9 protein-coding genes are annotated in these 6,634 nt (G+C 61.8%); 3 read left to right on the plus strand and 6 right to left on the minus strand.

Annotation, left to right across the window (positions count from 1 at the left end; translation table 11 throughout):
* Positions 1-155: 155 nt before the first annotated feature.
* From VEK15_30430 to VEK15_30455, 6 genes are all read right to left on the minus strand, one after another.
* Positions 156-1,322: a serine hydrolase domain-containing protein gene (locus VEK15_30430; protein HXV65051.1), complete on the minus strand. Its 1,167-nt coding sequence runs from the start codon at positions 1,320-1,322 to the stop codon at positions 156-158.
* A gap of 135 nt (positions 1,323-1,457) precedes the next feature.
* The gene (locus tag VEK15_30435; GenBank protein HXV65052.1) at positions 1,458-1,922 is read right to left on the minus strand and encodes a hypothetical protein; all 465 of its coding nucleotides are present in this window, start codon (positions 1,920-1,922) and stop codon (positions 1,458-1,460) included.
* Positions 1,909-2,166: a hypothetical protein gene (locus VEK15_30440; protein ID HXV65053.1), complete on the minus strand. Its 258-nt coding sequence runs from the start codon at positions 2,164-2,166 to the stop codon at positions 1,909-1,911. Before VEK15_30440 ends, VEK15_30435 begins: the two co-directional genes overlap by 14 nt.
* Positions 2,167-2,395: 229 nt before the next feature.
* Positions 2,396-3,358: a threonine ammonia-lyase gene (gene ilvA, locus VEK15_30445; GenBank protein HXV65054.1), complete on the minus strand. Its 963-nt coding sequence runs from the start codon at positions 3,356-3,358 to the stop codon at positions 2,396-2,398.
* A complete protein-coding gene (locus VEK15_30450) occupies positions 3,355-4,683 on the minus strand; it encodes an APC family permease (protein HXV65055.1) in 1,329 nt (442 codons plus the stop codon). The genes ilvA and VEK15_30450 overlap by 4 nt, the downstream gene beginning before the upstream one ends.
* A gap of 21 nt (positions 4,684-4,704) precedes the next feature.
* On the minus strand, positions 4,705-5,244 hold the full coding sequence (locus VEK15_30455; protein HXV65056.1) for a cupin domain-containing protein: 540 nt from the start codon (positions 5,242-5,244) through the stop codon (positions 4,705-4,707).
* Positions 5,245-5,500: 256 nt separating this feature from the next.
* On the opposite strand from VEK15_30455, the gene VEK15_30460 reads away from it, so the two are divergent.
* The 3 genes from VEK15_30460 to VEK15_30470 form a co-directional block, all read left to right on the plus strand.
* Positions 5,501-5,815, plus strand: coding sequence for a hypothetical protein (locus tag VEK15_30460; GenBank protein HXV65057.1), 315 nt, complete (start codon positions 5,501-5,503; stop codon positions 5,813-5,815).
* Positions 5,816-5,850: 35 nt separating this feature from the next.
* Positions 5,851-6,273, plus strand: a complete 423-nt coding sequence (locus VEK15_30465; protein ID HXV65058.1) for a toxin-antitoxin system HicB family antitoxin — start codon at positions 5,851-5,853, stop codon at positions 6,271-6,273.
* Positions 6,274-6,279: 6 nt separating this feature from the next.
* Positions 6,280-6,634 (plus strand): hypothetical protein (locus VEK15_30470; protein HXV65059.1); only part of this gene is annotated, 355 nt, incomplete at its 3' end.

Raw genomic sequence — 6,634 nt, forward strand, 5'->3', positions numbered from 1 at the left:
GTTGATGTCCGTACCCGTTCGAATCGGCGATGACTCTACCTGCGGCACCTAGAGGCCCTCATCGCTAGGCCGCACCGCTCGATACGATATCTCCGCTTATGGCGAGCGCTTCCTGATGGTCGCGGGGCCCGCTCATCAGCGGAAGAGCGTCCGGGTCAAGGCTCGCGGTCCGTCGGGTAGCCGCCGTGGACCGGCGGGAGGTACATCTGGGCGATGGCCTGGGCGTGCTTTTTCGAGTCGAACGGCAGGGCGTTGGCCTGGAGCGCGACGACGAGATCGTACTCCGGGTAGTCGATGACAACGGAGCGGGTGCCCTTCACCGTGCCGGTCTTATTGATGTACCAGCGGCCCTCGGCGTCCTCGTCGAGCTGGAAGCCGAGCGCCATTTTGAAGTCTTGTTTGACGGACTCCCCCTCGCGTTGGAGCTCCATGACGGGGTCGACGTGGACGGCGAACAGGGTAGCCACCGTTTCCGCCTTCATGAGCTTGCCGTCGTTGATCGCTTGACCGAAGCGGACGAGGTCCTCGGAAGTGGAGAGCATGCCGCCGCCCGCGTACTTGTAGCTCGGGTCGACGTAGGGAGGGTTCACGAGGACGCCGCGCTCGTTCCGAACGTAGCCCCGGCCGCGCTTGTGGACGATGCGCGAGGGCACGTCGAACGAGGAGCTCAGCATGCCGGCGGGCTCCCAGACGAACCGCCTCATGTATTCCTCGAAGCCGAGACCGCTCGCCGTCTCCACGACGCCCTGCAAAAGGTTGAACGCGTGCGAGGAGTAGAAATAGAGCTTTCCCGGCTCGAACAAGAGCGGGTCGTCTCGGAAATGCTCTATCGCCTCGTTGATGTCGTCGAAGTGCCGTGCTTCGTAGAGACCATAGGGGCCGAACTCGCCGTCACGATAGTGTCGGATGCCGGAGGTATGCGTCAGGATGTGCTCGAGCGTGATCGGGCTGCGTTTCTCCGGGTAACTGGGGACGTACTTCTGGATGCGATCCTCGAGACTCACGGTGCCGCGCTCGACGAGCTGCATTACCGCGACGCCGGCGAGGACCTTGGAGACGGAGCCGACGTTCCACACCGTGCCGCCGTCCGCCGGAGTCATATTGTCCAGTTCGGCGTAACCCACGCCGCCGGAAAAGACGATTTCTCCCTCGAGGCCGACGGCCGCCGAAATGCCCGGCGCCCCGGTCTCGTTCCGCACCTGCTCGAGGTAGCGAAGGATCGCCTGGCGGTGCCCCTCCGCCTCGGTCTGGGCCGGGAGTGATGCGGGTGATCGCAGTGACAGGAAACCAAGGAGCGCGAGACGGGTGAAGGTCTTCGACATTTTCGTCAGCCCTTCAGACTGGATCATTTGGGTTAGGAGAACTTAACACAATCGCGCCTTGCGGTCAGGCTCAGAGGGTGAGACGCTCACGAATCATCCGACCGATCGACAGCGGTGCCGGGCCGCGCGGCCGAACTACGGTCTCTTCTTCAGACGGGAAAGATCGGCAAGGTCCTTGGGGCGCCCGGTAGCTTCTTTGTTTCGCAGGAGCTCGTCTCGCCCGATGAAGGCAACGCTGCGGCCCTGGATCTCGGTCGTTCGCCGGGTCGCCCACGCCTCCTCAAAGCTGACCCCGGAAATCTCCGTCAGAACGTCGATGCGCCTAGGGGGCTGGCCAATCTGGTAGACCATGCCGGGTGTCTCGAAGTCCTCCGGTTTGACGCCTGCGCTCTCGAGGGGAGCTCCGAAGCGAACGAGAGCGCCGAAAACCCGCCGAGAGTTATCGGGGCTCGCCTTCACAAAGACGTCCATATCTCCCGTTCCCCTCGGGACGCCGTGATAGGCGACGGCGAAGGCGCCGACGATGACGAACTCCACGTTTCCGTCCGCGAACGCCAGGAGCAGGTCGCGAAAGTCCTCGTTGAGGTTACGAAGAGGCAACGTCGTCGTCGTCGTCGTCGTCCGGCGGAGTCTCGCCTCGTCGGTACAGCCGCGACGGCATGTGCTCGCGGCTATACGTGGGAAGTTCGCGGCCGGCGAGAGTCCAGGCTGAAACCGCGAGCTCCCACATCATATCGATTCGCTCCTCAGCCGTCGTCGACTCCGACAGATCGTCACCCGGCTCCTCGCCGAGACGATATCGGCGCACCGTCCACTCGGCACGTCGAGCTCGTGCTCTGGTCATGGTTGATTGTATCCAATCGGCGCAGCTCGGGGCTACGTCACCTGGGGTACCACGTGGTCAAGTCTGGCTCGTCGCTTGGAGTCCATGGAAGTGAGGAGTGGTCGTCTCGAGGCTCACGGGCGAGCCCTCCGGTCCGTGCGCCTCCGTCTGACCGTCTGCGGAAATGCTCCACGTGCGTTCCGGACCGATGCTCACGCGGGCTCGGCACGCCCGCGTCCTGATGTGCTCCTCAGTTCCAGGTCATTCCCTTCAACGCCGCGAGGTTCAGGTTGCCGCCGCTCAGGACGCAGGCCACCTTGCTCCCCGCGGGGGGCTGAAGGGCTTCGGTCAGCAGGGCTGCGACCGTGGACGCCGCCGCCCCCTCGGCTACCAGCTTGCATCGTTCCATGATCCAGGGAATCGCAGCGAAGATCTCCTGCTCATCGATGGCGAGGATGTCGTCCACGAAGGCACGGCAAATCTCGAAGGTGTAGGCACCCACGGTCTTGACGGTGAGGCCATCGATGATGATGGGGATATTCTCGAGCGTGACGCGATGTCCCGCTTCGATACTTCGTTTCATCGCCGGCGCCCCCTTCATCTCGACGCCAATGACCTTGACATCCGGTTTGATCAGCTTGACGATCTGAGCGCAGCCCGAAATCAGACCCCCTCCGCCGATGGGCACGATCAGGAAGTCGAGGTCGGGTACGTCTTCGATCGTCTCGTATCCCACGCCTCCCTGGCCGGCGACGAGCAAAGGATCGTCGAAGGGGTGGACGTAGGTGAGGTTTCGCTCTTTCTGGAGCTCGAGGGAATGCTGGTAAGCGTCGTCCCATACGTTTCCGTGGAGGATGACCTCGGCTCCGTAGGAGCGGGTCGCCTGGACCTTCGCTTCCGGCGCTCCGTGGGCCATGACCACCGTCGCTTTGACCCCGTACTCTCGCGCGGCCCGGGCGACACCCTGTGCGTGGTTCCCGGCGGACGAGCAAATGAGGCCACGCTCTCGAGCCTCTTTCGGCATGTGAGCCAGCACGTTCAACGGGCCGCGGACTTTGTAAGAACCCGCCTTCTGGAACATCTCCGCCTTCAGGTAGACGTCTGCACCCGTCATCTGACTCAAGGTCGAAGAGCGGAGCACGGGCGTGCGATGAATGTACGGCGCGGCGTTCTCACGCGCCTCGTCGAAGTCCGCTCGCGTCAGGTATTTCATCGAAGGTCCTCTTTCGCTGCCGTCAAGGCATTCTTGCTTCGTCGAACGTTGAGGCCCCAATAAATCACACTCAAGACCACCAGAAAAACGAGCATGGCGCGGATCTCTCGCTCCGGCAGGTTCGACAGAAACCACAGGACAGCGACCGCCGAGGCCCCGGGGATGAGGTAGCCACCGGGCATCTTGTACGTTCCCGGTTCGTCTTCTTTCCGCATTCGATATTTGATGACGGCGAGGATGACTCCCAGGTAGATCAGCAGGAACGAAGCACTCGCCAGGACCGAAAGCTGCTCGAACTGCCCGGTGCTGGCAAAAAAGCACGCGAGCGCGGCGTAGCTCACGACCGCGACGTGAGGTGTCGCGTAGCGGCTGTGGATTGTGGCGAGACGCTTCGGTGGGATGACGCCGTCTCTCGCGGCGGCAAAGATGATTCGAGGCATGTTGAGAGCGAAGCCGCTCAGGTTGCCGAACATCGAAAAGCAGGCTCCCACGATGACGAGGGAAGCTCCGAGAGGCCCGACCATCCTCATGCCGACCTCGGCGAGCGGCGCATCCCGGAAGCTCGGAAGCGCTTCCCCGAGGACGCCTTGCGCCGTGAGCTGGATGAGCGTGTACAGCAGCACCACCACGAACGCGCTGAGGAGGACGCCCTTCGGGATCGTCCTCTGTGGGTCCTTGATCTCGCCGCTGACGTTCAGGCCCGTCTCGATTCCCACGAAGGCGAAGAGCAAAATCATCGACGCTTGGCCGAGGTCTCCGAACGACGGCGTGGCCTCCCAGGCGAAGTTCGACGCCGAGAACGAAAGCCACCCGAAGAGTACTAGGAGGAAAAGCGGCGTCATTTTGGCCACGGTGTTGAACTTGACCAGAAACAGACCCCGTTTGACCCCCATGATGTTGAAGTAGGCGAAACCTCCGAACATGACGACGAAGAAGAGCAGCCGCACTGCCTGAGTCTTGAAAGCCGGGAGGAAGTACGAAATGGTGTCGGCCAACGCGTTGGCGACCGCCGCGTTCGCCATGATGGCGGCGCCGAATATGAAGAGGTTCGTGGTGAGGAAGCCCGCGAACCTGCCAAAAGCGACTTCGATGTACGCGTAGGCTCCCCCGGTCGTGGTGATTCGGCTTCCGATCTCGGCGAAGCAGAGCATCATGAGCACGATGAGAATGCCGCACAAAACGTAGGCGAGGACACTCGCCGTTCCCAACTGAGCGGCGACGATCGCGGGCAGAACGAAGATTCCCGCGCCCACGACGATGTTGACGGAGTTCGAGACGAGACCGAATACGCCGATTTCCCGCTTCAGGCCTTCGTTTTCCGTCATCCTCGAATCATGTGAGGCGGCTCACTTGAGCTGTACGAGCTTCTCGGGATCGATGCGGATGACGAGGTAGGTAATGGTCTCCGTGATCTCGCTGAAGCCGTGCGCCACGCCGGCGGGGATGATGACGATGTCGCCCGGCCCGATTTTCTGGCTCTGGCCTCCCACGATGACGCCGGTAGAGCTCGGGCCGGTGAGCGTCAAAACGATCTGTCCTTGGGGATCGAGCGGTTCGGCATCGGAGAGACTCTTCGCGGTGACGAGCGTTCCGCTGCCCGATACCACGCGGTAGACCTCGCCTTGTTTGTGATGCTGGATCCCGTCCAGCCTCGTTCCCGCCGCCTTCGGCGGGCGCTGAACGACGCCGACGCCGAGGTAGCCGTCACCGGCATCGACGTGACGAATCTGCTGATCACTGACACGTCCCTCGGGAGCGGCATCGATGGTGGCAAGCACCTCGGCGGCGCTGATGTAGGTAGCCACATCCGTGGTCGGCTGCGGCGCAGCCGGGCTCGCGACCGGCACGGTGACGAGGACGAACAAAGGAAGCAGGACAGGTAGCAAGGGCTTTCTCCGAATTCGGTGAGTTTATCCCTGTGATTGGACAAAGGCTAATGGCCGTCGGGGCGTTTGTCGTCAGCCTGCCCTTCGCCTCTTAGGGCCATGTGAGCGGCGGAGCAGAGAATCACGCCGGCCACGGGTCGCGCCGGCTCAAGTCCGGTATTGGACAAGCAGAGGGCTCAGCTCGTCCGGACAAGGTATTCGCCTTTTGTTCTCTTCGATTTGCGATGGCATTGTATTCAGTGGTATATAAAGTGAAATGGCCTTCGTGAAGGCTACTTTTTTTCTTCCGCTGAGAGACAACGATGGGAGGGATCTCGGAGAAGAGATCAGCGCCGTAGAGGACGATTGCTTTCTCGCCTTCGGCGCGTGGACGTTCTCCGGGCATTTCAAGGGGGTATGGCGGACCGAGAGCGGCGAGCGTCGCATCGACACGAGCGCCGCCTACATGGTTATCGTGGACGAAAGCGACGTCGTGGAGCTCGAAACGATTCTGAAGAGATTCAAGGCGAGGACCACGCAGGAGGCGATCTTTCTCGAAGTCGAGCATGACGTCGACTTGCGTCTGCTGTGAAGAACCAAGCGTGTCGCTGGGAATGAGAAAGACGAATGACGATCGACAAATCGAAACTGAGGGAAGCGTCGGAACGTCTCAAAGAGGCCGCCACGAAGATGCTCGAGGCAGGCGCCGACGCGCCGACTTTTTCCGCGCGCTTCTTCGGACCGAGCGGTGAGCTCGGTCGACTCGGAGTCACACGAAAGGATCGAGAGCTGATACTGCGTTCCGAGCTCTATCGGTGGCTCAAGGAAAGGTACGAGGAGCTGCGATTGAGGGATGCGGCGCAGTTCGAGCAGGACGTCAAAGTTGCCTCCGGACGTCTGACAGTCGCCGTTCCGAGAAGCCTGCACGCCGCTCTCAAGGGGGAGGCCGCCGCCGAGGGCGTGTCCCTATCGGAGCTCATCCGCTTGAAGCTCTCCATCCCCTACCGTCAAATGGCCAACCTCCTCATACCGAAGACGAAAGCAAACTAGGATCGTTTGGCTAGACACCTCGTGTTCTGCGCCGTGGCTCTATCACTCGCTTATGGAATGGTGGGCGGCGTCGAAGCGCAGAGTCAAAATCCCGAGACTCTCGTTCTCGAGAACATTCATGTAATCCCGATGGACGGCGAACGCGTCGTTCGCGACGTCCGCGTCGTCGTTCGAAGTGGAGAGATCGCCGCGATCTCGCGTCCGAGCGTCGGTGTCGCCCCCGCTCCCGCAGGTGCCCAAGTGGTCGACGGCCGAGGGGGCTTTTTGATCCCGGGCCTTTGGGACATGCACGTTCACGTAAATGACGAATCCGATTTGGCGATGCTCGTCGCTCACGGGGTGACGGGAGCTCGGGACATGT

This window comes from Vicinamibacteria bacterium (assembly GCA_035620555.1).
Lineage (GTDB): Bacteria > Acidobacteriota > Vicinamibacteria > Marinacidobacterales > SMYC01 > DASPGQ01.